Origin of the sequence: Rhodovulum sp. 12E13 (assembly GCF_003340565.1) — a bacterium.
Classification (GTDB): domain Bacteria; phylum Pseudomonadota; class Alphaproteobacteria; order Rhodobacterales; family Rhodobacteraceae; genus HLUCCA09.
The window spans coordinates 102976-128287 of sequence record NZ_QPLK01000007.1 but is presented as its reverse complement, the minus strand read 5'-3'; the positions used below and the strand labels follow the sequence as shown (position 1 = coordinate 128287).

Annotated in this window: 20 protein-coding genes; 13 read left to right on the top strand and 7 right to left on the bottom strand. The window is 71.3% G+C overall.

The features are described from left to right. Positions 1–343 precede the first annotated feature (343 nt). From DLJ49_RS08495 to DLJ49_RS08480, 4 genes are all read left to right on the top strand, one after another. Complete coding sequence (locus tag DLJ49_RS08495) at positions 344–1597, top strand: bifunctional alpha/beta hydrolase/OsmC family protein (RefSeq protein ID WP_115393106.1); 1254 nt, start codon at positions 344–346, stop codon at positions 1595–1597. Positions 1598–1700: 103 nt separating this feature from the next. Further along, entirely contained in the window at positions 1701–2642 is a 942-nt protein-coding gene (locus tag DLJ49_RS08490; RefSeq protein ID WP_115393105.1) for a nucleoside hydrolase, read from the top strand. Continuing rightward, the gene (locus tag DLJ49_RS08485; RefSeq protein ID WP_115393104.1) at positions 2639–3085 is read left to right on the top strand and encodes a GNAT family N-acetyltransferase; all 447 of its coding nucleotides are present in this window, start codon (positions 2639–2641) and stop codon (positions 3083–3085) included. Before DLJ49_RS08490 ends, DLJ49_RS08485 begins: the two co-directional genes overlap by 4 nt. Positions 3086–3146: 61 nt before the next feature. Then, positions 3147–4580 carry a protein adenylyltransferase SelO gene (locus DLJ49_RS08480; protein WP_115393103.1) on the top strand — a complete coding sequence of 478 codons (1434 nt, stop codon included), beginning with the start codon at positions 3147–3149 and terminating at the stop codon, positions 4578–4580. Positions 4581–4668: 88 nt separating this feature from the next. Here the strand turns inward: DLJ49_RS08480 and DLJ49_RS08475 are convergent, their stop codons facing one another. Both DLJ49_RS08475 and DLJ49_RS08470 read right to left on the bottom strand, forming a co-directional pair. Next, positions 4669–6504 carry an extracellular solute-binding protein gene (locus DLJ49_RS08475; RefSeq protein ID WP_233488870.1) on the bottom strand — a complete coding sequence of 612 codons (1836 nt, stop codon included), beginning with the start codon at positions 6502–6504 and terminating at the stop codon, positions 4669–4671. A gap of 167 nt (positions 6505–6671) precedes the next feature. Beyond that, positions 6672–7190 (bottom strand): component of SufBCD complex, encoded by a 519-nt coding sequence (locus DLJ49_RS08470; protein WP_115393101.1) that lies wholly within the window; start codon positions 7188–7190, stop codon positions 6672–6674. A 255-nt stretch (positions 7191–7445) separates the two neighbouring features. Between DLJ49_RS08470 and hemB the strand changes: the two genes are divergently transcribed. After that, positions 7446–8447, top strand: coding sequence for a porphobilinogen synthase (hemB, locus tag DLJ49_RS08465; protein WP_115393100.1), 1002 nt, complete (start codon positions 7446–7448; stop codon positions 8445–8447). 230 nt (positions 8448–8677) lie between these two features. On the opposite strand, the gene DLJ49_RS08460 is transcribed toward hemB, so the two are convergent. Next, positions 8678–9094, bottom strand: coding sequence for a PaaI family thioesterase (locus DLJ49_RS08460; protein WP_115393099.1), 417 nt, complete (start codon positions 9092–9094; stop codon positions 8678–8680). A 110-nt stretch (positions 9095–9204) separates the two neighbouring features. Between DLJ49_RS08460 and DLJ49_RS08455 the strand changes: the two genes are divergently transcribed. Further along, positions 9205–9567, top strand: coding sequence for a YigZ family protein (locus DLJ49_RS08455; RefSeq protein ID WP_115393098.1), 363 nt, complete (start codon positions 9205–9207; stop codon positions 9565–9567). A gap of 42 nt (positions 9568–9609) precedes the next feature. On the opposite strand, the gene DLJ49_RS08450 is transcribed toward DLJ49_RS08455, so the two are convergent. Then, positions 9610–10665, bottom strand: a complete 1056-nt coding sequence (locus DLJ49_RS08450; protein ID WP_233488868.1) for a zinc ABC transporter substrate-binding protein — start codon at positions 10663–10665, stop codon at positions 9610–9612. Positions 10666–10825: 160 nt separating this feature from the next. On the opposite strand from DLJ49_RS08450, the gene DLJ49_RS08445 reads away from it, so the two are divergent. The 4 genes from DLJ49_RS08445 to DLJ49_RS08430 are packed head-to-tail and all read left to right on the top strand — an operon-like array spanning position 10826 to position 13865. Next, entirely contained in the window at positions 10826–11446 is a 621-nt protein-coding gene (locus DLJ49_RS08445; RefSeq protein WP_115393096.1) for a Fur family transcriptional regulator, read from the top strand. Further along, on the top strand, positions 11443–12354 hold the full coding sequence (locus DLJ49_RS08440) for an ATP-binding cassette domain-containing protein (RefSeq protein ID WP_115393095.1): 912 nt from the start codon (positions 11443–11445) through the stop codon (positions 12352–12354). The genes DLJ49_RS08445 and DLJ49_RS08440 overlap by 4 nt, the downstream gene beginning before the upstream one ends. A gap of 5 nt (positions 12355–12359) precedes the next feature. Next, complete coding sequence (locus DLJ49_RS08435) at positions 12360–13157, top strand: metal ABC transporter permease (protein ID WP_115393094.1); 798 nt, start codon at positions 12360–12362, stop codon at positions 13155–13157. Positions 13158–13217: 60 nt separating this feature from the next. Beyond that, complete coding sequence (locus tag DLJ49_RS08430; protein ID WP_115393093.1) at positions 13218–13865, top strand: exopolysaccharide biosynthesis protein; 648 nt, start codon at positions 13218–13220, stop codon at positions 13863–13865. Positions 13866–13872: 7 nt separating this feature from the next. Here DLJ49_RS08430 and DLJ49_RS08425 read toward each other — a convergent pair whose 3' ends face one another. Then, positions 13873–14226, bottom strand: a complete 354-nt coding sequence (locus DLJ49_RS08425; protein WP_147277287.1) for a hypothetical protein — start codon at positions 14224–14226, stop codon at positions 13873–13875. Between the two features lie 88 nt (positions 14227–14314). Beyond that, positions 14315–15187: a 50S ribosomal protein L11 methyltransferase gene (locus DLJ49_RS08420; protein ID WP_115393091.1), complete on the bottom strand. Its 873-nt coding sequence runs from the start codon at positions 15185–15187 to the stop codon at positions 14315–14317. A gap of 351 nt (positions 15188–15538) precedes the next feature. Between DLJ49_RS08420 and DLJ49_RS08415 the strand changes: the two genes are divergently transcribed. From DLJ49_RS08415 to ppsA, 3 genes are all read left to right on the top strand, one after another. Beyond that, positions 15539–16546: a TAXI family TRAP transporter solute-binding subunit gene (locus tag DLJ49_RS08415; RefSeq protein ID WP_115393090.1), complete on the top strand. Its 1008-nt coding sequence runs from the start codon at positions 15539–15541 to the stop codon at positions 16544–16546. Between the two features lie 52 nt (positions 16547–16598). Beyond that, positions 16599–18689: a TRAP transporter permease gene (locus DLJ49_RS08410; RefSeq protein WP_115393089.1), complete on the top strand. Its 2091-nt coding sequence runs from the start codon at positions 16599–16601 to the stop codon at positions 18687–18689. A 362-nt stretch (positions 18690–19051) separates the two neighbouring features. Further along, positions 19052–21457 (top strand): phosphoenolpyruvate synthase, encoded by a 2406-nt coding sequence (gene ppsA / locus DLJ49_RS08405; protein WP_115393088.1) that lies wholly within the window; start codon positions 19052–19054, stop codon positions 21455–21457. A 255-nt stretch (positions 21458–21712) separates the two neighbouring features. On the opposite strand, the gene dnaE is transcribed toward ppsA, so the two are convergent. After that, positions 21713–25222, bottom strand: a complete 3510-nt coding sequence (gene dnaE, locus DLJ49_RS08400) for a DNA polymerase III subunit alpha (protein ID WP_115393087.1) — start codon at positions 25220–25222, stop codon at positions 21713–21715. Between the last annotated feature and the right edge of the window lie 90 nt (positions 25223–25312).

The following is a 25312-nucleotide window of genomic DNA, read 5'->3' as shown; positions in this document are numbered from 1 at the left end:
GAGCGCCAGACGGAAAGGCGCCCGCCGCGACCGGCAAGCCCCACGCAGGCGACACGGGACGTGAAGCCGCGCCGCGCCACGCTGGCCGTCTTCGCGGCGGGCCGCACCGGCGCACCTTCCGGCAAAGAAACGCGCGGCCGCCGGCGCTGGAGCGCGAGCGACGCGGCCAACGCGCCTCGGCACGTCCGGGCGCCCGGCGGGCCGGTTGCAGACGTGCCACGGCGCGGGCGCACGAGCGATCTCACCATCGCGCGACGGGCTGACACAGACGCGCCTGCGCCCCTTGGACGGGCGCACCCGCGCGCCCATGCTGCAGTCGACCGCCAGGAAGAGGAGCACGGCGATGCAAAGGATCACATTCGAGGGCGCCCAGGGCGCGCGGCTCGCGGCCCGGCTCGAACGGCCCGACGGCGCGCATCGGGCGACCGCTCTCTTCGCCCACTGCTTCTCGTGCTCCAAGGACATCGCCGCCGCCCGCCGCATCACGCGCCGGCTGACCTCTGCAGGCTTCGCCGTCCTGCGCTTCGACTTCACGGGGCTCGGTCATTCCGAAGGCGAGTTCTCCAACACCACCTTCACCTCCAATGTGGGCGACCTGGTCGCGGCCGCCTCCTGGCTCGAGGCGCAGGGCATGGCGCCCGGCCTGCTGATCGGGCATTCGCTCGGCGGCGCGGCGGCCATCAAGGCGGCAGGCGCCATCGCGAGCGTCCGCGCCGTGGCCACGATCGGCGCACCGTTCGATCCCGCCCACGTCACCCACAACTTCGCCGACGCGCTCGACCGGATCGAGCGGGACGGGCAGGCCGAGGTCGATCTCGGCGGCCGCAAGTTCACCATCGGCCGCGATTTCGTGCGCGACGTCGACGCGGCCGAACTCGGCCCTGCCATCTCCGGGCTGAAACGGGCGCTGCTGGTGCTGCACGCCCCGCGCGACACAGTGGTGGGGATCGAGAATGCCACCAACATCTTCACCGCCGCCCGCCACCCCAAGAGCTTCGTGACGCTCGACGGGGCCGACCACCTGCTGACCGACCCCGCCGACGCCGACTACGCCGCGGGCGTCGTCGCCGCCTGGGCCGAGCGGTACCTCGACCTGCCGGCCCCCGCCCGGCCCGAAGGCGCGCCCGAAGGCGTCGTGCGCGCCAGCGAGGCCGATCCGGGCGGCTTCCTGCAGGACATCTCGAGCGGCCCGCACCACCACATGCTAGCCGACGAGCCGGAGGGCCACGGCGGCACCGATCGGGGACCCTCGCCCTACGGCCTCGTTTCGGCCGGCCTCGCCGCGTGCACCTCGATGACGATCCGCATGTATGCCCGTCGCAAGGGCTGGCCGCTCGAGCACGTCTCGGTCGACGTGACGCACGCAAAGGCCCACGCCCAGGACAATGCCGGCACCGGCGAGGGCGGCGGCGGCAAGATCGACCGCTTCGCGCGCCTGGTGCGCCTCGAGGGTGCGCTCGACGACGCCCAGCGCGCCCGGCTGATGGAGATCGCAGACCGATGCCCCGTCCACCGCACGCTCGAGGCGCGCGCAGAGGTGATCACCGAAGAGGAGCGGACGCGCGCCGGGACCGGCGGGAGCGCGCAAAAGTCTTGAACAAGACTTTTGCAAGTTCCTTCCCAAGGAACTTGCCCCTGCCCAGCCGGGTGGACATCGCGGCGGCGGCGGGGCACATCTCGCCCGTCGCAGGGAGGGCCACATGGCGCCGCGCAAGATCATCATAGACACCGATCCGGGGCAGGACGACGCCGTCGCGCTTCTGCTCGCGCTCGCCTCGCCGGATGAGCTGGAGGTGCTGGCGATCACCGCCGTCGCCGGCAACGTGCCCCTCGAACTGACGGCGAGAAACGCCCGCACCGTCTGCGAACTGGCGCGCATCTCCCATGTCCCCGTCCATGCAGGGTGCGCCGCGCCGCTGTCGCGCCGGCTGGTGACTGCCGAGCACGTCCACGGCAAGACCGGGCTCGACGGCGCCGACCTGCCCGCACCGACGCTGCCGCTCGCCTCGATGGGCGCCGTGGAAGCGATCGTCCACCATGTCCGCCGCGAGCCGCCGGGCACGGTCACGCTCTGCCCGCTGGGGCCGCTCACCAACATCGCCACCGCCCTGCGCCACGCCCCCGACATCGCCGAGCGGCTGGGCGGGATCGTGCTGATGGGCGGCGCCTATTTCGAGGTGGGCAACGTCACGCCGGCGGCCGAGTTCAACATCTACGTCGATCCCGAGGCGGCGGCCGAGGTGTTTGGCAGCGGCATCGACATCACCGTGCTCCCGCTCGACGCCACCCACAGGGCGTTGATCACCCCCGACCGCCTGCAGGCCATCGCCGGGATCGGCACGCCGGTCGCGCGCGCCGTGGCCGGCTGGCTCGACTTCTACGAGCGCTTCGACCTGGAGAAGTATGGCGGCGCCGGCGGGCCCCTGCATGATCCCTGCGTGATCGCGCACCTGCTCGCGCCCGACCTGTTCAGCGGGCGGCGGATCAACGTCGAGATCGAGACGGTCTCGGAGCTCACCCGCGGGATGACCGTGGCCGACTGGTGGGGCGTGACCGACCGCCCGGCCAACGCGCATTTCGTCGGCCACGTCGACGCCGACGCCTTCTTCCGCCTGCTGACCGAGCGGCTGGCCCGCCTGTGAGCGCGAGGCTCCACCTGTGCGGCGCCGAGGCGCTCGGCCGGCTCGACCCGATGGTGGCCGCCTTCCATGCCGAAACGGCGGTGGAGAGTGACCCCGAGCACCGCCGCGCGGGGCTCATGCCCCTCCTCGAGGGCTCGCCTTACGGCGCGGTCTATCTCATCGGGCCGGAGCGGGCGCCGGTCGGCTATCTGGCCGTCACCTTCTCCTGGTCGCTGGTGTTCGGCGGCATGGATGCCACGCTCGACGAGATCTGGATCCGCCCGGCCGTGCGCGGCCGCGGCATGGCGCGCGAGGCGCTCGAGGCGCTGATCGGCGCGCTCCGGACCGCGGGCGTCGCCGCCATCTCGCTGGAGGTAGAGCGGGGCGGGCCGGCAGAACGGCTCTACGTCGGGCTCGGCTTCGAGGGGCGCGGGCGCCTGATGCTGATGAACCGGCGCCTCTGAGGGGCTGGCGCGACGGGCCGTGGCTTCATACGTTTCCGCCGACAGACGGAGACCGCGCGACATGAACCTTCACGTCCCCTTCGACAACACCTACGCCGCCCTGCCCGAGCGGTTCTACACGAAGATGGCGCCCGAGCCCGTGAAGGCGCCCGAGATGCTGCTGCTGAACCGGGCCCTTGCGCAGGAGCTGGGCATCGACCCCGACGCGCTGCTCAGTGACGAGGGCGTGGCGGTGCTCGCGGGCAACGCGGTGCCCGAAGGCGCCGACCCGCTGGCACAGGTCTATGCCGGCCACCAGTTCGGCGGCTTCTCGCCCCAGCTCGGCGACGGGCGCGCGATCCTGCTGGGCGAGATCGTGGGCCGCGACGGCAGGCGCCGCGACCTCCAGCTCAAGGGCTCGGGCCGCACACCGTATTCCCGCATGGGCGACGGACGGGCGTGGATCGGCCCGGTGATCCGCGAGTTCCTCGTCTCGGAGGCGATGCACGCGCTCGGCGTGCCGACGACGCGGGCGCTCGCCGCGGTCGCCACGGGCGAGACGGTGCTGCGCGAGCGTCCCTTCCCCGGCGGGGTGCTGACGCGCGTGGCGTCGAGCCACATTCGGGTGGGCACGTTCCAGTTCTTCGCCGCCCGAGGCGACACCGAGGCGCTGCGCGCGCTGACAGACTACGCCATCGCCCGCCATTACCCGCAGGCCGACGGCCCGCTCGCCCTGCTCGAGGCGGTGATCGACGCGCAGGCCCGGCTCGTGGCGCAATGGATGGGGCTGGGCTTCATCCACGGGGTGATGAACACCGACAACACCGCCGTCTCGGGCGAGACGATCGACTACGGCCCCTGCGCGTTCATGGATGCCTACCACCCGGCGACCGTGTTCTCATCGATCGACCACGGCGGGCGCTACGCCTATGCCCGTCAGCCCGAGATCCTGGCGTGGAATCTCGCGCAGTTCGCCACTTGCCTGCTGCCGCTGATCGACGCCGACCCCGACCGCGCCGTCGCGCGGGCACAGGCGGCGATGGACCGCTACCCCGAGCGCGCGCAGGCGGAATGGGCGCGCGTGTTTCGCGCCAAGCTGGGGCTCGCGCGAGAGGAGGAGGGCGACGCCGACCTCGCCATCCGCCTGCTCGAGGCGATGGCGGCGGCCCGGGCCGACTTCACCAACGTCTTCCGCGGGCTCGCCGACGGCACCGCGCGCGACTGGTTCGCCGACCGCGCGCCCTTCGAGGCCTGGGAGGCCGACTGGCAGGCTCGCCTCGCCCGCGAGGAGGGCGACGTGACCGCCCGGCTGGCAGCGGCGAACCCGGCCGTCATCCCCCGCAATCACCGGGTGGAGGAGGCGATCCGCGCCGCGCTCGGCGGCGACCTGGAGCCGGCGCGGGCGCTTCACGCGGCGCTGTCCTCACCCTTCGCGGACCCTGACGCGAAGGCGCGCCCCTATACGCGCCCGCCCGAGGAAAGCGAGGTCGTGCATGCCACCTTCTGCGGCACGTGATGCCCGGACCCGGGCGGCAGCGTGATCGCGGGCTCCGGGCGGCGGCCCGGCGTCACCGGGGGCGGGCGCCGTCCGGGCCGATGGCGCTTCAGCGCAGGGCGCCCTCCGCGCGCAGCGCCTCCATCTTCGCGGGCTCGAACCACCAGTAATCCTCGCCGCGGATGTAGTCGGGCTTGAGCTCGGGGCGGCCGAACACGTCCCAGTAGGCGAGCCAGTGCGCGGCCTTCGACCAGTTCGAGACCCAGATGTGCTGCGAGCGCAGCACCCGGTCGAGCGCGCGGGCGGCGGCCAGCATCTCGTCGCGGCTGCCGGCGCCAACGACGCGGTCGATCAGCGCGTCGACCACCGGATCGGACACGCCCGACAGGTTGAACGAGCCGGGCTGGTCGGCGCTGGCCGAGCCGTAGATGTTGCGCAGCTCGACCGAGGGCGTGTTGCCCACCACCAGCCGCGCCACCGTCATGTCGTAGTCGAAGGTCTCCTGCCGCTGCTGCATCTGGGCGCTGTCGATCTGCACCCATTCGGCATCCACCCCGATGCGGCGCAGGTTCTCGACGTAGGGAAGCACGATCCGCCCGAAGGCAGGGCTGTCTGAGATGAACTCGACGCTCAGCACCTCGCCGTCCGCGTTGCGGCGCATCCCGTCGTCGCCCGGCGACCAGCCGGCCTCGTCCAGCAGGGCCGAGGCCTCGCGCACCGCGTTGCGATCGCCGAGACGTGGCGCGCTCACCGACGGCACGAAGGCGGGCTGGGTGAAGATCTCTTCCGGCAACTGGTCGCGGAACTCCTCCAGCAGGGCGAGTTCGGCCCCTTCTGGCAGGCCCCGCGCCTCCATGTCGGAGTTCTCGAAGAAGCTGTCGGTGCGCTCGTAGAGCCCGTAGAAGAGCTGCTCGTTCGACCATTCGAAGTTGAACATGCGCCCCAGCGCCTGCCGCACGCGCACATCCTGGAACTTCTCCTTGCGGGTGTTGATCCAGAAGCCCTGCGTGCCCGAGGGGCGGTTGTCGGGGATCACCTCCTGCACGACCCAGCCCGCATCGAGCGCGGGGAAGTCGTAGCCCGTCGCCCACTGGGCCGAGGTGAATTCCTCGTGGAACAGGTATTGTCCCGATTTCAGCGCCTCGAAGGCGGCGACGTTGTCGGCGAAGTATTCGTAGACGACGCACTGGAAATTGTCCTTGCCCACGTTCACGGGCAGGTCGGCACCCCAGTAATCGTCGCGCAGGCAATAGGTGATCGACCGACCGGGATCGGCGTCGGCAACTGCGAAGGGGCCGGACCCCACGGGCGGCTCCATGGTCGAGCGGGTGAAATCGACCGACTCGTAGTAATGCGCGGGCAGGATCGGGATCTGCCCGACCTCGCCCGGCAGGTCGCGCGTCATCGCGCCATCGCGGAAGTCGACCCGGATGGCGTGCTCGCCAAGGATCTCGGTGCCCGAAACGTCGTCGAGCAGGAGGCGGTAGGCGGGCAGCCCGTCCTCGGCCAGCGTCGCGAGGGTGAAGGCCACGTCTTCCGCCGTAACGGGCTCGCCGTCGGAAAAGCGCGCCTCGGGGCGGAGGTGAAAGATCACGAAGGAGCGGTCTGCGGGATACGCGATGCGCTCGGCCAGCAGGCCGTAGGCGGCGTCGGGCTCGTCATAGGCGCGGGCGAGCAGCGTGTCGTAGAGACGGGTAAGGCCCTGAGCGGGCTCGCCGGCCAGCACGAAGGCATTGAGGCTGTCGAAGGTGCGGCTGGCACCGGTGCCGCGAAAGCTGATCTCGCCCCCTTTCGGCGCGTCTGGATCGACATAGTCGAAATGCGGGAAGCCGGGTGGATACTTGAGCTCGCCGAAGGGCGAGAAGCCGTGGCTCTCGATCGTCTCCTGCGCCGCCGCGCCGCTCGCGAGCCCCACCGCCGCCGCGATCGCGAGCGCCAGCCTCACCGCTGGTCCATCGCCCCTGACACCCATCCCTTTCTCCCTGTGCCGTTCAACGCTGTCGCAAGGGTAGGGCATCGGTGCGGCGATGGGAGTCCCGAGGGCAGCGGAGCGAATGGCGGCAGGCCGATGCGACACGGGGCGCGGCACGCGTGCCGCCAAACCGGGCAGGCTCAGATCGGGCCGATCACCATGTTCTGCCACATTCCCCACATCGCGGTCACGAAGATCGAGACAACGCCGACGGCCTGAACCGAGAGCCGATGGCGCACGAGAACGCGGTGCAGCCCCTCGCCGTCGGCCGCGCGGATGCGGCGCGCCGTGCGCAGCGACAGCGCGAAGACGATGGAGAGGGGAAAGCCGAGCAGGAACAGCGCCTGGGCGAACTCGATGCCATAGACGAAGCCCACGATGGCCAGCGTCGTCAGGGCGAAACAGGCCAGGGCGAGAAGCCACAGACCGGCCGACTCGGCGATGTGCAGCAGGCGGTTGACGTTGACCCGCACCATGTCGCGCAGGTCCTCCTCGGCCTCGCCGCCGTCGCGCCGGGCGCGGGTTATCATGTCGTAAGGGACGCCAAGCACGTAGTGCGAGGCGGTCGACCAGACGACGGCAAGCGCGATCCAGAACCACAGGTTCGAGAACGACCGGAGGTCGATCACCTCGGTGACGGTGCGGTACAGTTCCTGCACGGGCGGCTGCTCTCCCTCGTGCGCCGGTCGTTACCGGTCTTTCCCTGGCGGTCAACGCGCCGCGTGCCGGGCGCCTGCCGTGCCGTGTCGCCCCCGTGCCAGCGTCGTGCCGGGTTGGTGCCTGGCGGCCGCGGTCGGCCATGGGTCGCTCCGGCGGCTGGACACTACTGGCGCCGTGCGCGGATTGTAACCCTTGAGATGGCCCCCGATCCATGCAACGTCGCGGCGCTCCCGAGGCCGGAAGAAGACGACGCGATGCGCCCTACCCAAGCCCCCTACCCCGCCGGCAGGCCGCGCCGGCTGCGCCGCACCGAACCGCTCCGAGCGCTGGTGCGCGAGACCCACCTGACGCCCGGCGACCTGATCTGGCCGCTCTTCGTGCGCGACGGCACGCGCGTGCGCGAGGAGGTGCCCTCGATGCCCGGCGTCGTGCGCCGCTCGGTCGATGGCATCGTGGAGGCGGCCGAAGAGGCGCGCGACCTCGGCATCCCGGCGATCTGCCTGTTTCCCTACACCGATCCCGCGCTCAAGACGGAAGGCTGCGAGGAGGCGTGGAACCCCGACAACCTCGCCAACCGGGCGATCCGCGCGGTCAAGGCCGCGGTTCCGGAGGTGGCGGTCATGACCGACATCGCGCTCGACCCCTACAATGCGCTCGGCCACGACGGGATCGTGCGGGACGGGGTGATCGTCAACGACGAGACGGTCGACGCGCTGGTGAAGATGGCGCTGGCGCAGGCCGAGGCGGGGGCCGACATCCTCGGCCCGTCCGACATGATGGACGGCCGCATCGGCGCGATGCGCCGCGCGCTCGAGGCGGCGGGGCACACGGATGTCGCCATCCTCTCCTACGCGGCGAAATACGCCTCGGCCTTCTACGGGCCGTTCCGCGACGCGGTGGGGGCATCGGGCGCGCTGAAAGGCGACAAGAAGACCTACCAGATGGACCCGGCCAACAGCGACGAGGCGATCCGGCTGATCGAGCGCGACCTGGCCGAAGGCGCCGACATGGTGATGATCAAGCCGGGGCTGGCCTATCTCGACATCTGCCGGCGGGTGAAGGACGCCTTCGGCGCGCCGACCTACGCCTACCAGGTGTCGGGCGAGTACGCGATGCTCAAGGCCGCCGCCGCGAACGGCTGGGTCGACGGCGCGGCGGTGATGATGGAAAGCCTGATGGCCTTCAAGCGCTCAGGCTGCGACGGCATCCTCACCTATTTCGCCCCCGACGCGGCGCGGCGCCTGCGCGCCGGCTGAACCCGGCGACACCCGTCGAGCACCGGCTCGGGCGGCGCCCTCCGACGTGACGCCCCGGACGGTCCCCACCGACGGGGACCGCCGACAGGGACCGAGCAGGCCCGCGCGGACCTCGGCTTCGCCATCGGCCCGCCCGCCCCTGCATCCCTCGCCTGCGCGCGCCGCCCGGTCCCCGGCCTGGCCGCCTGTCCGAAGTCGGCGATGGCCGCTGGGCGCATATGCCGGAGGCGTCAGCCGCCGGGGCGCAGGACCATCTGGGTCTGGGTGACGATGGCGGCGAGGGTGCCGTCGCCGCGGGCGATGCGCGTCTGCCAGACCATCGTCGTGCGGCCCTTGTGCAGCGGCTCGGTCACGGCCCGCACCGTGTCGCCCACCGGCACGGTGCGAATGAAGTTCGTCTTGCTCTCGATGGTCACCGTCCGCTCGTCGTCGGCGATGTTGAGCACCGTCGCCGTGCCGCCGAGGTTGTCGGCGATCGCCATGACCGCCCCGCCATGCAGCGTGCCGTTGCGGTTGGTGAGATCCGCCACGACCTCGATCTCGGCCACCAGCCGGTCGGGCGTGGCCGAGACGAGGCGCAGGCCCATCAGCCGCGCGAACGGAGGCTGCTCTTCCGCGAGTCTGCGCGTTCGGTCGTCTTCGGTCATGGCGCCCTGCCCCTCTCTGCCGTCCCCGCGCGAGCCTAGCCGCCCGCTGCCCTGGCGGCGAGAGGGGAGCGCGGGTTGCTCCCGCCCCCGCCGCCGCGTAAGCGGCAGACATGCGTGTGCTCGAGGGCATCCTCTCCGACCGCGGGTCGAGATACGCCGTCGCGGGCGGCCCCTGCCGATCGTCCGAGGAAGCGCGGGATTTCGTCAAGGCGCTGAAGCGGAGAAAGAAGTTCGCCCGTGCGACGCACAATTCGTGGGCGGTGCTGACCGAGGACGGCCCGATCAAGAACGACGACGGCGAGGCCGGCGCGGGCATGACCATCCTGCGGATGCTGGAGCGCGACGGGGTGAGAGACCACATCGTGGTCGTCACCCGCTGGTTCGGCGGCACGCCGCTGGGCGGCGACCGCTTCCGCCATGTCCAGACCGCGGTGCGCGCCTATCTCGACGCGCGGGCCGAGGGCGGCGGCTAGGGCGGCGGCTGGGGGCGGCGAGCAGGCCGCCGCCCCGCCCCCTCAGCTGTCGGCGCCGCAGCCGACGAGCGCCGAGGCGAGGTCGCGCATCATCGCGCCGTAGAGCTCCGCGCCCGGCTCGAGCGCCATGCCGAGCGGGTCGAGCACGGCGGTGCGCACGTCGACGCCCTCGGCCACCGCCGCGACGAGGCCGGGGTCGAACTGGGGCTCGGCCGCCACGCAGGCCGCGCCGAGCTCTTCGATCCGGTCGCGCACCTGCGCCAGCCGCGCCGCCGACGGCATCCGCGCATCGCTCATCGAGATGGCGCCCGCCGCCTCGAGCCCGAAGGCGGCCTCGAAATACTGGTACCCGTCGTGGAAGACGACGAAGGGCAGGCCCTGCACCGGCGCGAGCCTGGTCGAGAGCTCGGCCTCGAGCGCGCCGATCCGCTCCGCGGCCGCCCCGGCATTGGCCGCGTAGACGGCGGCATTGTCGGGGTCGATCTCCGACAGGGCGTCGGCCACGGCACGGACGATCGCCGTCGCGTTGTCCGGGTGCAGCCAGACATGGGGGTCATGCTGGCCGTGGTCGTGGTCGTGCGCATGCTCCTCGGCATGGCCGTGGTCATGCGCCTCGGCCTCGGCGTGATCATGCTCATGATCGTGGTCATGATCGTGCGCATCCGCCTCGGCGTGATCGTGCTCATGGTCATGGTCATGGTCATGGTCGTGATCGTGCGCCTCGGCATGGGTGTCGCCATGATCGTGGTCGTGGCCCGGAAAGACCGCGCTCTCCCGCATGTCGAGAAGGGTCACGCCCTCGGCTTCCATCGCCTCGAGCACGGCGGCATCGCCCGCGAGCGCGCCCAGCGCAGAGGAGAGCCACGGGGTCAGCCCCGGCCCGACCCACACGACCAGATCGGCCTCCTGCAGGGCGCGCGCCTCGGAGGGGCGCAAGGCGTAGCCGTGGGGCGACGCGCCGGGCGGCAGGACGAGCTCCGGAGTGCCCAGATCGCCCATCACCTGCGCCACCAGCGAATGGACCGGCGCGATGTCGACGGCCACGTGCGGCACCTCGGCCCGCGCGACGCCCGCTGCGCCGATCGCGGCGACAGACACCGCCAGCGCCCCCCGCAGGCCCCGGAACGGCCATCCGGCACTGGCATGACCGCTGAAAATCTTATTTAATCTCGTCGATGGATGCGGCATTGGACCCCTCCGCTTCTGTTCACGCGCAAAAAGTGTTACTGAGTAACAAGCGACTTTGCAAGGATGACGAATGAGCGACTCGCCTTCCAGCGACCCCTCGGACTCCGCCTCGGCTGACAGGACCGCCCCGGACCCGGATTCGGCAGGCACGCACACGTCGAATGGCGGCGGCGCCGTGGGCTTCGACCGGCACGACCACGCCCGCTGCATTGCCACGGCCCTCGCCGCGGCCGAGCGGCACTGCGCGCAGAGCGGGCTGCGCCTGACGCCGGCGCGTCGCCGGGTGCTCGAGATCCTGCTCGAGCAACATCGCGCGATGGGCGCCTACGAGGTGCTCGACCGCATGCAGAAGGAAGGGCTCGGGTCGCAGCCTCCGGCCGCCTACCGGGCGCTCGATTTTCTGGTCAGCAACGGGTTCGCGCACAGGATCGAGGGGCGCAACGCCTTCGTCGCCTGCGTTCATCCGGGCGAGCGCCACCTGCCCGCCTTCCTGCATTGCCGGTCCTGCGGGGCGGTGGCCGAGACGCGCGGCGACTTGTATGGCAGCCTCCTGGCACGCGCGGCAGAGGAGACGGGCTTCGGCATCGAGGAGACCGTGGTCGAGGCCAAGGGCCTTTGCCCCACCTGCCTGTCCGACGGCGGCCTGTCGGGGCAGTCCACCCCGGGCAAGGGGGAGCCGGGCGCGATATGACCGCGCATCGCACCGCCCCCCTGGCGCATGGCGACGTGGCGCGGCACCCGCTGGGGGCGCACGGCGCACCAGGGGCGCCCGGCGACGACGCGGCGTCGCGCCCGCTCGTGGCGGCGCAGGGCCTGTCGGTCGCGCTCGCCGGGCGGACGGTGCTGCGCGGCATCGACTTCAGCGTGAGCCCGGGCGAGATCGTCACCGTCGTGGGGCCGAACGGATCGGGCAAGTCGACGCTGCTGCGCGCGCTGATCGGCGCCGTGGCACCGGCCAAGGGCCGCGTGGTGCGCCGGGCGGGGCTGCGGGTGGGCTACGTGCCGCAGATGCTGCGGATCGACGCGACGCTGCCGCTGACGGTGTCGCGCTTCCTGTCGCTGCCCCGCCGCCGCTCGGCCGCCGAGACGGCCGAGGCGCTGGCCGCGGCCGGCCTGCCCGACCTGCACGCGCGCCAGATGACCGAGCTGTCGGGCGGACAGTTCCAGCGGGTGCTGCTGGCGCGGGCGCTGCTCGACCGGCCCGACCTCTTGCTGCTCGACGAGCCGACCCAGGGCCTCGACCAGCCGGGCTCGGCCGCCTTCTACCGCCGCATCGCCGCGGTGCGCGAAGAGACGGGCTGCGCCGTCGTCATGGTCAGCCACGAACTCCACGTGGTGATGAGCGCGTCCGACCGCGTGATCTGCCTCAACGGCCATGTCTGCTGCGAAGGGGCGCCGGCGCACGTCGCCTCGGCCCCCGAGTACCGCGCGCTCTTCGGCACCGGCACGGGCGGGGCGCTCGCGCTCTACCGCCACGAGCACGATCACAGCCACGACCACGACCATCCGCAGAGCCGCGATCCCGACCACGATCCGTGGGACGTGGCCGCCCGGAGGCATCCAGACGACCCGGCGTCGCCCACGCGCGGCCAGGACTGACGCCCATGCTCGACGACTTCCTCGTGCGCGCGGCCCTCGCCGGGGTCGGCACTGCCCTCGCGGCGGCGCCGCTGGGCTGCTTCGTCGTATGGCGCCGCATGGCCTTCTTCGGCGACGCGACGGCCCACGCCACCCTGCTTGGCGTGGCGCTGGCCCTGGCGCTCGACATCTCGATCTTCGCAGGGGCGGCCGCGCTCGCCCTGATCGTCGGCCTGACGGTCGACCGGATGGCGGGGCCGCGCCTGTCGGGCGACACGGCGCTGGGGGTTCTCAGCCACGCGAGCCTCGCCGCCGGCCTCGTGGCGGTCTCGTTCCTTTCCGGCGTGCCGGTGGACCTGTCGGGCTACCTCTTCGGCGACATCCTCGCGGTGTCGCGCACCGATCTCGCGGTGATCTGGGGTGGCGCGGCGGGAGTGCTCGCGCTGATCGCGTGGCGCTGGTCGGCCCTGCTGACCGCGACGGTGGCCGAGGATCTCGCCATCGCCTCGGGCCTTTCGCCAGAACGTGACCGGACGATCCTGACCGTCACGCTCGCCGTCGCCATCGCGGTCGCGATCAAGGCGGTGGGCGTCCTGCTGATCGCCGCGCTGCTGGTGATCCCGGCCGCCGCGGCGCGCGCGGTCGCGCGCACGCCCGAGGGCATGGCCGGGCTGGCCATCGTCATAGGCTGCGCCTCGGCGCTGGCGGGGCTGCAGGCCTCGCTGATGTTCGATACGCCGGCCGGCCCCTCGATGGTCTGCGCCGCGGCGGCCGTCTTCGCCGTCTCGCGCGGCGCGGCGGCACTGCGCGAGGCGCGCGGCTGAGCTGCCCGCTTGCACCGCTTCGCGCCCTGCGCCATCTCTGGCGCGGGAGGACACGTCGGGATGGAGGGGGCTCCGCAGAACGGGCCGCTGGCGGCGCCCGGCACGGCTGCGCCGGGGCCGGTGGCCGAGGCCGTGCGGCGGCTCGACACGCTCGAGGGGCGCGAGCCGCTCCTGCTCGAGCACGTCCTCGAGGCGTTCGGCGAGACGGCGTTCCTGCCTGTTCTGATCGTGCTGGCGCTGATCGTCGTCTCGCCGCTCTCGGGCATCCCGCTCCTGCCCACGGCGATGGGCACGATCATCGCGCTCGTCTCGCTGCAGATGCTGGCGGGCCGGCCGCGGATCTGGCTCCCCGCCATGATCCGGCGGCGCCGGCTGTCGGGGGCGCGGCTGCGGGCCACGATACCGCGCCTGCGGCGCTTCGCCGGCTGGCTCGACCGCACGGCGCGCAACCGGATGCGGCTTATCGTCAGCCCGCCGTTCGACGCTCTGTCCAAGGCCGCCTGCGCGGCCTCGGGGGCGGCGATGCCGTTTCTGGAGCTCGTGCCGTTCTCATCGTCGATCCTGGGCGTGGCGGTGGCGCTCTTCGCCACCGCGCTGCTCACGCGCGACGGTCTCTTCGCGGTGGGCGCGACGGCGATGATGGGGCTCGCCGCGCTGGTCCCCGTCGCGCTCTACGGCAACGTGATCCGCGCGATGGTGGGCGGCTGAGCGGGCCTCAGCCCTGCTGGGCGAACAGCGGCGCGATCCAGCCCGCCATCGTGCGGCTGATCGGGTCGGGCGCCATGACGAAGGCCGCCGCCTGGCCGGCCACGCCGGCCTCGGAGAGCGCGGCCACCCGGCCCGCGTAGTCGCCCTCGGGCATCGACGCCGCGGCGAGCGCCTTGAACATCACGACGGCCGCGACGATCGCCAGCGCGGGGCGCAGCACCGCGCGCTGCCCGCGTCGCGCCTGACGGGTGTAGTAGCTCTGCCCCAGCGTGCCCGCCGCTTCGAACCCGCCGCCCTTGCGGTGAATCCGCTGGATGCGCTTCAGGCGCTTGTCGAACTGCTTGTACTGTCGCTCGCTCACGGCAGGCCACTCCATCGCTGGGGGAACACACTGCCATGACCCTACGTCGAAGTTGGGGCGGAAATGTGGCGGAAGCCCCCGGAAAGACTCAAGTTTTCCGGAGACAAAGGGTCATCCAGCCGGCGATTTCGTCGGCCCGGTCGACAATGAGGCCCGTGGCCTCCCAGGCCTGTGCCACCTCGTCGCTCTGTTCGGCCAGCAGGCCCGACAGGATCGCCCAGCCGCCGGGGGCGATTGCGGCGCTCGCTGCGGGGGCGAGCTCGATCAGCGGCCCCTTGAGAATGTTGGCGAAGACGAGGCGGAACGGGGGCGCCGATTGCAGCTCCGGGTGGCCGAGGCCCGCCGCCTCGAGCACGCGCACATGGTCCGCCAGCCCGTTCGCCGCCACATTCGCCTCGGCCACCTCGACCGCCACCGGGTCGATGTCGGACGCGAAGACAGGCACGCCGGGCCAGACCCGCGCCGCCGCCATCGCCAGAACGGCCGTGCCGCAGCCGAGATCGGCCACGGGCCCCGGCGGCTCGCCCCGCGCCACCAGCCGGTCGAAGGCGCGCAGGCAGCCCAGCGTCGTGCCATGGTGCCCCGTGCCGAAGGCCATCGCCGCCTCGACGAGCAGCGGCTCGACGCCCTCGGGCACCGTGTCGGCATCGTGCGAGCCGTAGAGGTAGAACCGGCCGGCCTGCACCGGGGCGAGTTCGCGCCGCACCTTGGCGACCCAGTCGGTCTCGGGCAGCTCCGACACGGCGAAGGGCCGGGCACCGAAGGCGGCCGCCAGCAGCGCCAGCGCCGCCGCGTCGGGCCGGCCGTCGAAATACCCGCCGACCTCCCACAGGCCCGAGCCGTCCTCCATCTCGAACACGCCGATCCCCGTGGGAGCGGGCGTCATGTCCTCCATCGCCGTGCCGAGGGCTTCCGCGGGCTCCCGCCCCGGCAGCGTGGTCAGCGCCGTCCATGTCGCCATGCGTCTCCTCCGCTCGGCCCGCAACGGGCGGGGTGGGAGGTGTCACGGGCGGGCGCCACTGGCAAGGGCCTCGCCCGGCCCGACCTTGCGCCGACCCGCTCGCACCCCTCCCCGGACGGGACGCGGCTGCCGTCATGCCTCTGCGCCGCCTGCCTCCGCGCCGCCGCACCTCCGTGCCGCCGCGCCTCCGTGCCGAGCGCCATCCGGGCCGCGCGGGACCGGGCAAGCGCCCTTTCCTTCAGGAAATCCTTGCCTCCGCGGGCGCTGCGCGGTTTCTATGGCGGCCGTGCCAGGGGCGCCCGCCCCGCCGCGCCAAGCCGCCCGGGAGGCGGCACAAACAGGGAGAAGACCATGAAGCATCTCGCGATCACGGGCCTCGTCGCCGCGAGCCTTGCCCTGCCGATGCAGGCCAGCGCTCAGGACGGCGCCAGCTACATCCTCGCCACTGCCTCGACGGGCGGCACCTATTACCCCGTGGGCGTCGCGGTCGCCACGCTGACCAAGGTCCGGCTGGAGCCCTCGACCGGGATCGGCATGTCGGCCGTCTCGTCGGCCGGCTCGGGCGAGAACGTGCGCCTTCTGCGCGAGGGCGAGGCGCAGTTCGGCATCCTTCAGGGCCTGTTCGGCTTCTACGCCGCCACCGGCTCGGGCCCCATCGAGGGAGACGGCCCCCAGGAGCACCTGCGCTCGGTCTCGCTGCTCTGGCCCAACGTGGAGCACTGGGTGATCGACAACGAGCACGTCGAGAGCGGCACGTTCTCGGACTTCCTCGGCATCACCGGCGAGCCGGCCGCGCTCGGCCGCGCCAACTCGGGCACGATCGGCTCCAACGCGGCGATCCTCGACGGGTTCGGCGTGAACCTCTATGAGGATTTCGAGCTGGTCGAAGGCGGCTACGGCCCCTCGGCCGAGGCGCTGCAGAACGGCCAGGTCGAGGGCATCTCGACGCCCGCGGGCGACCCCGTCGGCGCGATCAGCCAGCTCATGGCCTCGGCCAGCGACAGCGTTACCATCCTCGACTTCACCGACGAGGAACTCGCGCAGGCCGACGGCGGGCGCGACCTGTGGTTCCGCTACATCATTCCGGCCGGCACCTACCCGGGCCAGGAAGAGGATATCGAGACGATCGCGCAGCCCAACTTCCTCGCCACGCACGAGAACCTGCCCGAAGAACACGTCTACCAGATCACCAAGACGATCTACGAGAACCTGCCCTTCCTGCAGGCGATCCACCCCGCGACCAACGCCATGTCGCTGGAGGTGGCGATCAACGGCCTGCCCGTGCCGCTGCATCCCGGCGCCGCGCGCTTCTACGAGGAGCAGGGGATCGACATCCCCGACCGTCTGATCGCCGAGTGAGCGGCACCGGGCGGCGCGCGGACCGGCGCGCCGCCCCCACAGGCAGGTGACCATGTCGGAGACCGACGACAGCCCGCTCCGGTCGCCCACGGGCCTGCCCGGCCGCGTGCTCGCCATCTATTGCGCCGCGCTCTCGGCGAGCCACCTGATCTTCGCGCTCTATCCGGGCGTCATTTCGGAGTTCCAGCGCAACGTCCTGCACTTCGCCGGGTTCGTCCTGCTCGCGTCGGCGCTCTACCCGCTGCTCCCTTCGCGCAAGAGTTCGGGCGCGCTCACCGCCCTCGACATCACGCTCGGGTCGCTCACGGCCCTCTCGGCCTTCTGGTTCGTTCTCAACGACACCCGCCTCTACGGCGAGACCCAGCCCTTCGGCGCGCTCGACTGGGCGGCGGCGATCATGCTCGTGATCGGGGCCACCGAGTTCACCCGGCGGGTGGCCGGGCCGGTCATCCCGATCCTGATCGTCATCGCGCTGACCTACATCGCCGAGTGGGGGTCGATGATCGACGGCGTGTTCCAGTTCCGCGGCTTCTCGTGGGAGTCGACGCTCTGGCGGTCGATCTACAACGACGAGGGCATCTTCGGCACCGTCGCGCGCATCTCGTCGACGACAGTGTTCCTGTTCATCATCTTCGGCGCCTTCCTCGTCCGCTCCGGCGCGGGCGACTTCGTGATCGCGCTCGCCACCGCGGTCGCCGGGCGGGTGCGGGGCGGACCCGGCATCGTCGCGGTGATCTCCTCGGGCCTGACCGGCACGATCTCGGGCTCGGCGGTGGCCAACACTGCCTCGACCGGCGTCATCACCATTCCGCTGATGAAAAAGGCAGGCTTTCAGCCCAGGTTCGCCGGAGGGGTCGAGGCCGCGGCCTCGACCGGCGGGCAGCTGATGCCGCCGATCATGGGGGCGGGCGCCTTCGTGATGGCCTCGTTCACCCAGATCCCCTACGAAACGATCGTCGCCACGGCCGCGCTGCCCGCCCTGCTCTACTTCCTGTCGGTCGGCTTCTTCGTGCGGATCGAGGCGTGCCGGCTCAACCTGCCGCCCCTCGAGGCCGAGGGCGAGACCATGTGGACGGCGCTGAAGCGGGGCGGCGCCCCCTTCATCGTGCCGATCTCGCTCCTGATCACCATGCTGGTCATGGGCTTCACCCCCAACTATGCGGCCGTCTTCGGCATCGGCGCGGTGATCGTCGCGTCCTGGGCCTCGGCCAACCCGATGGGACCGCGCGCCATCTTCGAGGCGCTCGCGCTCGGCGCGCGCTCGATGGTGATGACGGCGGTGCTCCTTTGCGCCGTGGGCCTGGTGGTCAACGTCATCACGACGGCAGGGGTGGGCAACGTCTTCTCGCTGATGATCGACCGCTGGGCCGACGGCAACCTGCTGATCGCCATCGCCATGGTGGCGCTCGCCTCGCTGGTGCTCGGGATGGGGCTGCCGGTGACGGCGGCCTACATCGTGCTCGCCACCCTCTCGGCGCCGGCCATCGCCGGCATGATCGGCGACCGCGAGGTGATCGCGCTCATCGCCGCCGGAGACCTGCCGAGCCAGGCGCAGGCGATCTTCATGCTGGGCGCCCCGGAGGCGGTGCCGCGCCTCGCCGCGCCCATGCCGCTGCCGGAGGCGCGCGCGCTCGTGCATTCGCTGCCGATCGAGGTGGCGCAACCCCTGCGCGAGATGGTCGTGCCGGCCGAAGCCGCCACGGTGGCGCTGCTCTCGGCACACATGATCATCTTCTGGCTGAGCCAGGATTCCAATGTCACGCCCCCCGTGGCGCTCGCCGCCTTCACCGCCGCCGCCATCGCCAAGTCGCCGGCCATGGCGACCGGCGTCGCCTCGTGGAAGCTGGCCAAGGGCCTCTACATCGTGCCCGTCCTGTTCGCCTATACCCCGTTCCTCTCGGGCGACTGGGGCGCGGCGCTCACTGTCTTCGCCTTCGGCGTCGTGGGCATCTACGGCCTGTCGGCGGCGCTCGCGGGCGCGATGGAGGGGCCGATCTCCTGGCCCCTGCGGATCGCCGCCGGCGCCGCGGGGCTCGCCGCGCTCTGGCCCGATCTGCTGATGGCCAACCTCGCCGGCGCCGCCCTTGTTCTGGCCCTGCTCGGCTGGTCGATCCGCACCGCGCCCGCCCCCCGCACCGCCTGACCGGCAATTCGACCGGGCCGCGTCAGGCACGCCGCGCACCTGATGGCAGCCGGGGCGACGTGCGTATTTGAGACAGAAAGAAGCCGGCAAGGCACAAGGCTCGCCCGTCCGCCTGCGGCCCGGGCGGGGGGCGCGGGTGGGCGGGTGGGGCGCCCGCCGATCGGGGCGCGGGCGGACGGGCGAGCGCCGCCTTGCCGCGATATCGGGCAGGAGCACAGCGCACGGGGGCCGGCGGCAGGGGCATCTCGTCTCACTCGGGCCTTGCGCTGTTGACCTGCATCAAGGCGGCCCGGACCGTTAGCGCGAACTCTCTGCGCAAGGGGCGGCCCCCCTGCCGCCCATGGGACCACAGGAGGAAACGCATGGCCCACGACGCGAGCATGACCCGTGTGAACGTGATCCGCTTCGACGAGCTGCGCCGCGGGGACGTGGCCCTCGTCGGCGGCAAGAACTCGTCGCTGGGTGAAATGGTGCAGGAGCTCTCCGAGGCCGGCATCCGGGTGCCGCCGGGCTTCGCCACGACCGCCGACGCCTATCGCGCCTTCCTCGCCGCCAACGACCTCAACGACAGGATCGCCGCTGCCGTCGCCGACTGGGACAGCGGCAAGCGGACCTTGCAGGAGACGGGCGCCAGGATCCGCGACATGATCGTCGAGGGCGACTGGCCCGACGACATCGCCCAGGACATCCTGCGCGCCTACCACGAGCTGTCCGCCCGCGCCGGCCATGACAGCCTGTCGGTCGCCGTGCGCTCGTCGGCCACCGCAGAGGATCTGCCGGACGCCTCGTTCGCCGGCCAGCAGGAGACGTTCCTCAACATCGTGGGCGAGGCGGCCCTGCTCGATGCCTGTCGGCGCTGCTTCGCCTCGCTCTTCACCGACCGGGCGATCAGCTACCGCAAGTACCAGGGCTTCGACCATGCGCAGGTCGCGCTGTCGGTGGGCGTGCAGCAGATGGTGCGCTCCGACACCGGCGGCTCTGGCGTGATGTTCTCGATCGATACCGAGTCGGGCTTTCCCAAGGCGGTTCTGATCAACGCCGCGTGGGGCCTCGGCGAAAACGTCGTGCAGGGCGCCGTCAGCCCCGACGAGTACGAGGTCTACAAGCCGTTCCTCGACCGGCCGGGGCTGTCGCCCATCATCGAGAAGGCCATGGGCGCCAAGGAGATCAAGATGATCTACGCGGGCGGCGACCCCACCCATGGCGGCCAGACCACCCGGAACGTCAAGACGTCGAAGGCCGAGCGCGCGCGCTTCGTGCTGTCGGACGACGAGATCCTGCAGCTCGCGCGCATGGCCGCCACCATCGAGGACCATTACGGCTGCCCGATGGACATGGAATGGGCGCGCGACGGCGAGACCGGCCCGCTCTACATCGTGCAGGCGCGCCCCGAGACGGTGCAGTCGCGCGCCGGAAAGGGCCTGTTGAAATCCTACACCGTTAAGGATGCCGGCAAGACCCTCGTCACCGGCCTCTCCGTGGGCGACGCGGTGGCGACGGGGCGCGTCTGCCTGATCGAGCACCCCTCCGAGATGGACCGCTTCGAGGATGGCGGCATCCTCGTCACCGGGTCGACAGATCCCGACTGGGTGCCGATCATGAAGCGCGCGGCGGCCATCGTGACCGACTCGGGCGGCCGCACCAGCCACGCCGCCATCGTCAGCCGCGAGCTCGGCCTGCCGGCCATCGTGGGCTGCGGCGACGCCACCCACCTGCTGCATGACGGGCAGGACGTGACGGTGAGTTGCGCCGGCGGCGCCGAAGGCGTCGTCTACGACGGGATCGCCGAATACGAGGTCGAGGAGGTCAGCCTTGCCGACCTGCCCGAGACCCGCACCAACGTCATGCTCAACATGGCCAACCCCACCGCTGCCGCCCGCTGGTGGCGGCTGCCCTCGCGCGGCGTCGGGCTGGCTCGGATGGAATTCGTGGTGAACAACGCCATCAAGGTGCACCCGATGGCGCTGCTCGACCCCTCGAAGGTATCGGCCGAGGATCAGGAGCAGATCGACCGCATCATCCGCGGCTTCGACAGCCCAGCGGACTTCTTCGTCAAGACGCTCGCGCGGGGGCTGGGGCAGATCGCGGCCGTCTCCTACCCCGACCCTGTCATCGTGCGGATGTCGGACTTCAAGACCAACGAGTATGCCGAGCTGCTCGGCGGCCATAATTTCGAGCCGCACGAGGAGAACCCGATGATCGGCTGGCGCGGTGCCTCGCGCTACTACGACCCGCACTACGCACCCGGCTTCCGGCTGGAATGCGAGGCGATCCGCTACCTGCGCGAGGAGATGGGCTTCGACAACGTGGTTGTCATGATCCCGTTCTGCCGCACGCCGGAAGAGGGCGACCGCGTGCTCGACGTGATGAAGGAGGCCGGGCTCGAGCGCGGCAAGGCGGGCCTGCAGGTCTACGTCATGTGCGAGATCCCGTCGAACGTCATCCTCGCCGAGGAGTTCGCCAAGCGGTTCGACGGCTTCTCGATCGGCTCCAACGACCTCACCCAGCTCACCCTCGGGGTCGACCGCGATTCGGGCGAGCTCGCCTCGCTCTTTTCCGAGCGCGACGCGGCGGTGCTGTGGATGATCCGCACGGTAATCGACAAGGCGCACGCGGCGGGGCGCAAGGTGGGATTCTGCGGGCAGGCGCCCTCGAACGACCCCGGCTTCGCGCGGCTCCTTGTCGAGGCGGGAATCGATTCGATCTCGGTCACGCCCGACAGCTTTCACGCCGTCACGGTCAACGTGGCCGAGGCCGAGGGCAGCTGAGGACGGCCGCCCGATCGTGCCGCCGGCGCAAGCGCGCCGCGAGGTCACGCGGCCTTGGTCTGCACTGCGGCGCCGATCTGCCCGGCGGCCGTCGGGTGCCCGTCACGCGCTCCGTTCGCCCGGCACGGCCCCGCCGGCGTTGGCGTCGCCGCGCGGGGCGGGTATGTCGCCGGCCGCAGGATCGGCGCGGGCAAAAGCCTTGATCAAGGCTTTTGCAAATCCCTTTCTTCAAGGGATTTGCGGCACCCGGTCGGGTCAGGCGCCGAGATCCTCGACCGTCACGACGCCGCCCACCGCCTTGAGCGCCCCGCGCAGCTGCGGCGAGACGGGCAGGCGGTCGCCGAGCTCGATGTCGATCTCGCCGGGCAGGTCGGGCGCCATCAGCGTCAGCAGGATCGGGCCACGCGGCCCGGCCTTCGCCTGTTCGGCGGCGCGCGCGAGGATGCCGCGCACCTTGGCCACCGCCTCGCCCCGTTCGAGGTAGACGCGGAAGCCCTCGGCCGCCCCGCCGCCGCCCGCCACCGCGCGGTCGATGGGCTCGACAGACCGGCAGAGCAGCTTGAGCTGGTCGGCCTCGAGCGTCGCCTCGGCGGTGATCGTCACGTTGCAGCCCGGCTCCAGGTGCTCGCGGCTCGCCTCCAGCGCCTCGGAGAACACGGTCACCTCGTAGAGCCCCGTCGGGTCCGACAGCCCGACGAAGGCGAACCGGTTCCCCCGCGCCGATTTCCGTTCCTGCCGGACCGAGACGGCACCCGCCATCTTGACCACCGCCGGTCCCTGCTCGGCCCGCTCCAGCACCTGGGCGAAGGTCAGTATCCCACGGCGCTTCAACGCTCCCATGTAATCGTCGAGCGGGTGGCCGGAGAGGTAGAAGCCGATGGCGGCGTGCTCTTCGGCCAGCCGCTCGGTGGGCAGCCAGTCGTCGGCGGCCGAGAGGCGCGGCTCGGGCAGGTCGTCGCCCGCCTCGCCGAAAAGCGACACCTGGCTCGAGGCGCGCTGCTCGTGGATCGCGGCCGAATAGGCCACCAGAGCGTCGAGGCTCTCGAGCGCGCGCCTGCGATTGGCGTCGAGCACGTCGAAGGCCCCGGCGCGTGCCAGCATCTCGAGCGGGCGCTTGCCGATGCGCTTGAGGTCGACCCGGCGGGCGAAGTCGAACAGCGTCACGAAGGGTTTGTCGCCGCGCGCGGCCACGATCGTCTCCATCGCGTCGAGCCCGACATTCTTGAGCGCGCCGAGCGCGTAGACGATGCGCCCGCCGTCGACGCTGAAGGCTGCCTGCGAGCGGTTCACGCAAGGCGGCACGATCCCGATCCCGAGGCCGCGGCGCACCTCGTCGGCATAGACGGCGAGCTTGTCGGTCAGGTGGATGTCGCAGTTCATCACCGCGGCCATGAACTCCACCGGGTGGTTCGCCTTCAGCCACGCGGTCTGGTAGCTGACCACGGCGTAGGCGGCGGCGTGCGACTTGTTGAAGCCGTAATTGGCGAACTTGTCGAGAAGGTCCCACACCTCCTGCGCCTTGGCGGCGTCCACCCCCTTCTCCTGCGCGCCCTTCAGGAACTTCGGGCGCTCGGCGTCCATCGCCGCCTGGATCTTCTTGCCCATGGCGCGGCGCAGCAGGTCGGCGCCGCCGAGGCTGTATCCGGCCATTTCCTGCGCGATCTGCATCACCTGTTCCTGGTAGACGATGATGCCCTGCGTCTCGTCGAGGATGTGGTCGATCAGCGGGTGGATGCCCTCGCGCTCGCGCAGCCCGTTCTTGACCTCGCAATACTTGGGGATGTTCTCCATCGGACCGGGGCGGTAGAGCGCCACGAGCGCCACGATGTCCTCGATGCAGGTGGGCTTCATGCGCCGGAGCGCGTCCATCATGCCCGTCGATTCCACCTGGAACACCGCGACCGTCCGGGCCTGCGCGTAGAGGCGGTAGGTCGCCTCGTCGTCGAGGGGGATCTGCCCGATGTCGTTCTCGGCGCCCGGATTGGGCGCGTAGATCTCGGTGCCGTCTGCGGCGACGTGCAGCGCGCGCCCCTGCCCGCGGATCAGGTCGAGCGCGTTCTGCACGACCGTCAGCGTCTTCAGTCCGAGGAAGTCGAACTTCACCAGCCCCGCCTGCTCGACCCATTTCATGTTGAACTGGGTCGCGGGCATCTCCGAGCGCGGGTCCTGATAGAGCGGCACCAGCTCGTCGAGCGGGCGGTCGCCGATCACGACGCCCGCGGCATGGGTCGAGGCGTTGCGCAAGAGGCCCTCGACCTTCTGCCCGTAGGTCAGCAGGCGGTTCACCGTCTCGTCCTTCGCCTCCTCGCGCAGGCGGGGCTCGTCGGCCAGCGCCTTCTCGATCGAGACGGGCTTGACCCCCTCGACGGGGATCAGCTTGGACAGCCGGTCGACCTGACCGTAGGGCAGTTGCAGCACCCGGCCCACGTCGCGCACCGCGGCTTTCGACAGCAGCGCGCCGAAGGTGATGATCTGCGCCACCTTCTCGCGGCCGTACTTGCGTTGCACATATTCGATCACCTCCTCCCGCCGGTCCATGCAGAAGTCGATGTCGAAATCCGGCATCGAGACCCGCTCTGGGTTGAGGAAGCGCTCGAAGAGCAGGTTGTATCGCAATGGATCGAGGTCGGTAATCGTCAGCGCATAGGCGACCAGACTGCCCGCGCCCGAGCCGCGGCCGGGCCCGACGGGGATGTCGCGCTCCTTGGCCCACTTGATGAAATCCGCCACGATCAGGAAATAGCCGGGAAAGCCCATCCCCTCGATGATGCCGAGCTCGAAGTCGAGCCGGTGTTCGTATTCGTCGACCGGCGCGGCATGGGGGATGACGGCCAGTCGTGCAGCGAGCCCTTCCTTCGCCTGCCGGCGCAGTTCCTCCACCTCGTCGTCGGCGAAGCGCGGCAGGATCGGGTCGCGCTTTTCGGCGCGGTAATGGCAGCGGCGGGCGATCTCGACGGTGTTCTCCAGCGCCTCGGGCAGGTCGGCGAAGAGCGTCGCCATCTCCTCGGGCGACTTCAGGTAGTGCTGCGGCGTCAGCACCCGGCGGGGGGCCGACTGGTCGACATAGGCGCCCTCGCTGATGCAGATCAGCGCGTCGTGCGCCTCGTACATCTCCGGGCCAGGGAAGTAGACGTCGTTGGTGGCCACCAGCGGCAGGTCGTGGGCATAGGCGATCTCGACATGGCCGCGCTCCGACAGACGCTCGGCCTCGGGTAACCCGTCCTCGCCGGGATGCCGCTGCAGTTCGACATAGAGCCGCGTCGGGAAGGCGGCGGCGAGGCGGGTCACCAGCGCCTCGGCCTTCGGCCGCTGGCCCGCGCGCAACAGCCGCCCCACCGGGCCGTCGGGGCCGCCGGTGAGGCAGATGACGCCCTCCGAGTGGCGCTCGAGCTCGTCGACCCTCACGCGGCCCTGCTGCCCGTCGTGCCGAAGATGGAAGCACGATTGCAGCTTCATCAGGTTGCCGTAGCCCGCCTCGTCCTGCGCGAGCAGGACGATCGGCGCGGGCGGCACCGGCTTCTCCCCGGGCGCCGCCTCGCCATGGGCAAGGTCGATCTGGGTGCCCATGATCGGCTGCACCCCCTTGCCCGCCGCGCCGACCGAGAACTCGAGCGCGGCGAACATGGCGTTGGTGTCGGTCACCGCGACGGCCGGCATCCCCATGTCGGCCACGAGGCCCGGCAACGCCTTGAGCCGCACGGCGCCTTCGAGCAGCGAATACTCGCTGTGAACCCGCAGGTGAATGAATCGGGGCGTGTCGCGCATGCCCCGGAACTAGCGTGGCCGCCCGCGCGGCGCCACCAGCCGTCGACCCGAGCCGCGCCGAAGCGGCGGATAGGGCACGTTAACGGGTGT

Bases quoted from the DNA above. Each gene is read 5' to 3' on its own strand.
- DLJ49_RS08495 (WP_115393106.1), top strand. From the start codon at position 344: ATGCAAAGGATCACATTCGAGGGCGCCCAGGGCGCGCGGCTCGCGGCC.
- DLJ49_RS08490 (WP_115393105.1), top strand. From the start codon at position 1,701: ATGGCGCCGCGCAAGATCATCATAGACACCGATCCGGGGCAGGACGAC.
- DLJ49_RS08480 (WP_115393103.1), top strand. From the start codon at position 3,147: ATGAACCTTCACGTCCCCTTCGACAACACCTACGCCGCCCTGCCCGAG.
- hemB (WP_115393100.1), top strand. From the start codon at position 7,446: ATGCGCCCTACCCAAGCCCCCTACCCCGCCGGCAGGCCGCGCCGGCTG.
- DLJ49_RS08460 (WP_115393099.1), bottom strand. From the start codon at position 9,094: ATGACCGAAGACGACCGAACGCGCAGACTCGCGGAAGAGCAGCCTCCG.
- DLJ49_RS08455 (WP_115393098.1), top strand. From the start codon at position 9,205: ATGCGTGTGCTCGAGGGCATCCTCTCCGACCGCGGGTCGAGATACGCC.
- DLJ49_RS08445 (WP_115393096.1), top strand. From the start codon at position 10,826: ATGAGCGACTCGCCTTCCAGCGACCCCTCGGACTCCGCCTCGGCTGAC.
- DLJ49_RS08440 (WP_115393095.1), top strand. From the start codon at position 11,443: ATGACCGCGCATCGCACCGCCCCCCTGGCGCATGGCGACGTGGCGCGG.
- DLJ49_RS08435 (WP_115393094.1), top strand. From the start codon at position 12,360: ATGCTCGACGACTTCCTCGTGCGCGCGGCCCTCGCCGGGGTCGGCACT.
- DLJ49_RS08430 (WP_115393093.1), top strand. From the start codon at position 13,218: ATGGAGGGGGCTCCGCAGAACGGGCCGCTGGCGGCGCCCGGCACGGCT.
- DLJ49_RS08420 (WP_115393091.1), bottom strand. From the start codon at position 15,187: ATGGCGACATGGACGGCGCTGACCACGCTGCCGGGGCGGGAGCCCGCG.
- DLJ49_RS08415 (WP_115393090.1), top strand. From the start codon at position 15,539: ATGAAGCATCTCGCGATCACGGGCCTCGTCGCCGCGAGCCTTGCCCTG.
- DLJ49_RS08410 (WP_115393089.1), top strand. From the start codon at position 16,599: ATGTCGGAGACCGACGACAGCCCGCTCCGGTCGCCCACGGGCCTGCCC.
- ppsA (WP_115393088.1), top strand. From the start codon at position 19,052: ATGGCCCACGACGCGAGCATGACCCGTGTGAACGTGATCCGCTTCGAC.
- dnaE (WP_115393087.1), bottom strand. From the start codon at position 25,222: ATGCGCGACACGCCCCGATTCATTCACCTGCGGGTTCACAGCGAGTAT.